3 protein-coding genes are annotated in these 2,682 nt (G+C 45.9%); 2 read left to right on the top strand and 1 reads right to left on the bottom strand.

Annotated features, from left to right (window positions below):
* A partial coding sequence (locus BCT81_RS25770; protein WP_133152729.1) for an RNA methyltransferase occupies nt 1-481 on the top strand: 481 nt, incomplete at its 5' end.
* Between the two features lie 195 nt (nt 482-676).
* Here BCT81_RS25770 and fdxA read toward each other — a convergent pair.
* The gene (gene fdxA / locus BCT81_RS25765; protein ID WP_004737806.1) at nt 677-1,000 is read right to left on the bottom strand and encodes a ferredoxin FdxA; all 324 of its coding nucleotides are present in this window, start codon (nt 998-1,000) and stop codon (nt 677-679) included.
* 256 nt (nt 1,001-1,256) lie between these two features.
* On the opposite strand from fdxA, the gene BCT81_RS25760 reads away from it, so the two are divergent.
* The coding region (locus BCT81_RS25760) for an NAD(P)/FAD-dependent oxidoreductase (protein ID WP_102426305.1) at nt 1,257-2,682 on the top strand (1,426 nt) is incomplete at its 3' end.

The raw sequence follows: 2,682 nt of genomic DNA, 5'->3' as shown, positions 1-2,682 counted from the left end.
AATTGCTGTGGTTGAGATTCCAAAGATTGAATTGCCAGAAGCAAGAGGTTTGATGATCGCGCTTGATGGCGTATCTGACCCGGGCAACCTAGGTACTATCATTCGTGTAGCAGACTGGTATGGCATTAAACATATCGTAGCGAGTAGCGATTGCGCTGACCCATACAACCCTAAAACCATCAGTGCGACGATGGGTAGCTTTGGCCGAGTACACGTAAGCCAAACGGATTTACCAGCTTACTTAGAGCAAGCGAATCTGCCCGTTTACGGGGCGTTTTTGGAAGGCGAAAGCGTTCATAAGACTGACTTTACTGCGAACGGTATTTTGCTGATGGGCAGCGAATCTCACGGCATCCGTGAACACGCAGCGAAGTTCGTTACAGACAAGATTACCATTCCAGCATTCGGTGGTGCTGAATCTCTGAACGTTGCAATGGCAACGGGTATCATTCTTGACAACATGCGTCGTCAACATAGCTAACCAATTCAAAGTTAAACGACTAGCCAGAATTCACGGATATAAAGAGCAAGATTCCCTATCTTGCTCGTCCCTCGCAGTAGGGAATGACGTGAAAATACAGTTTCGTGATAAGTTCATATCAGCCGTCATCCTCGAGAAGGAGGGACGACTGAGTCGGGGATCTTTTTAAGGGGGGGGGTATTTCAAGTAGCAGAATTACTTCTCTAGCATTGCCAACTTATCAGGCACGCCATTCCACTTTTCCGCATCATCCATTGCTGGTTTTACTTCTGTTTGTACAGGCCAAATCTCAGCAAGTTCTGCATTCACTTCAATGAAGATTTTTTGATCTTCTGGCAGCTCGTCTTCTTGGAAGATCGCTTGAGCATCACATTCAGGTACACATAAACCACAATCGATGCATTCGATCGGGTTAATTACCATGAAATTCGGGCCTTCATGGAACGCATCTGCGGGGCACACGGCCACACAGTCTGTGTATTTACATTGAATACAATTATCGCCTACGACAAATGCCATGATGCTCTGCTCTATATGTTAGTCAAAATTGAAGAATGGGGATAATACTCATCCCAAAGCAAAATTCAACATCATACAGCTCTAATATCGTGTCTATTTGCTCCATGTTTCCAAATTAGTATGACAGATAAATCAATTTCTCGTAAAATGCGCGCCATTGTGAGCTTATCGCTTCTTCCCAACATCAGTGTTACACCAAACTCTGCATTCACTAGAAGCGGTCTAGCTAAGACACCTATAAGAACGAGACATCGAAATGATACGTTTAACCGAAATTAAACTTCCACTAGACCACGAAGAGTCTGCCATTCAAGAAGCGATTGAAGCGAAGCTTGGCATCAACTCAGATCAGGTTATCTCTTTTAATATCTTTAAACGTGGCTACGATGCTCGTAAGAAATCAAAGATCCTGCTTATCTACACCCTGGACGTTCTCGTTGAAAACGAAGCTGAGCTACTAGAAGCCTTTATCAGCGACCCACACGTAAAAGTGACTCCTGACATGGAGTACAAGTTTGTCGCTAAAGCTGTTGAGAATCAAACTGAGCGCCCTGTTGTTATCGGCTTTGGCCCTTGTGGTCTATTCGCTGGTCTAGTACTTGCTCAAATGGGTTTCAACCCAATCATCGTTGAGCGTGGTAAAGAAGTGCGTGAACGTACTAAAGATACTTTTGGTTTCTGGCGTAAGCGTACTCTGAACACAGAATCAAACGTACAGTTTGGTGAAGGTGGCGCTGGTACATTCTCTGACGGTAAGCTATACAGCCAAGTAAAAGATCCAAAACACTACGGCCGTAAAGTAATCGAAGAGTTCGTTGCAGCTGGTGCACCAGAAGAAATTCTATACGTAAGCAAACCGCATATCGGTACCTTCAAGCTGGTTACCATGATCGAAAAGATGCGCGCTTCTATCATTGAGCTAGGTGGCGAAATCCGCTTCAGCACTCGCGTAGACGACGTTCACATGGAAGACGGTCAAATCACTGGCTTAACGCTTTCTAATGGTGAAGAGATTAAATCTCGCCACGTTGTACTAGCAGTTGGCCACAGTGCTCGTGACACGTTCGAAATGCTACACGACCGTGGCGTTTACATGGAAGCGAAGCCTTTCTCTGTTGGTTTCCGTATCGAACATAAGCAATCAATGATTGATGAAGCTCGCTTCGGTAAAAACGCAGGCAACCCAATTCTAGGTGCGGCGGACTACAAACTGGTTCACCACTGTAAGAATGGCCGCACTGTATATAGCTTCTGTATGTGCCCAGGTGGTACTGTGGTTGCTGCAACGTCTGAAGAAGGCCGCGTAGTAACAAACGGCATGAGCCAATACTCTCGTGCAGAACGTAACGCAAACAGCGCAATCGTTGTTGGTATCGATCCAGAACGCGATTACCCAGGTGACGCGCTAGCGGGTATCCGTTTACAACGTGAACTAGAAAGTGGCGCGTTTGTACTAGGTGGTGAGAACTACGATGCTCCAGCACAGAAAATTGGCGACTTCCTGAAAGGTCGTGATCCAAGTGCTCTGGGTGATGTACAACCATCATTCACACCGGGTATCCACCTAACAGATATTTCAAAAGCGCTGCCTGACTTTGCAATCGAAGCGATTCGTGAAGCAATCCCTGCGTTCGAGAAGAAGATCAAAGGCTTCTCTACTCCAGATGGCCTACTAACAGGTG

It is taken from the genome of Vibrio sp. 10N.261.52.A1, assembly GCF_002876325.1.
Taxonomy (GTDB): Bacteria; Pseudomonadota; Gammaproteobacteria; order Enterobacterales; family Vibrionaceae; genus Vibrio; species Vibrio chagasii.
This window is presented reverse-complemented; position numbering and strand designations above follow the sequence as displayed.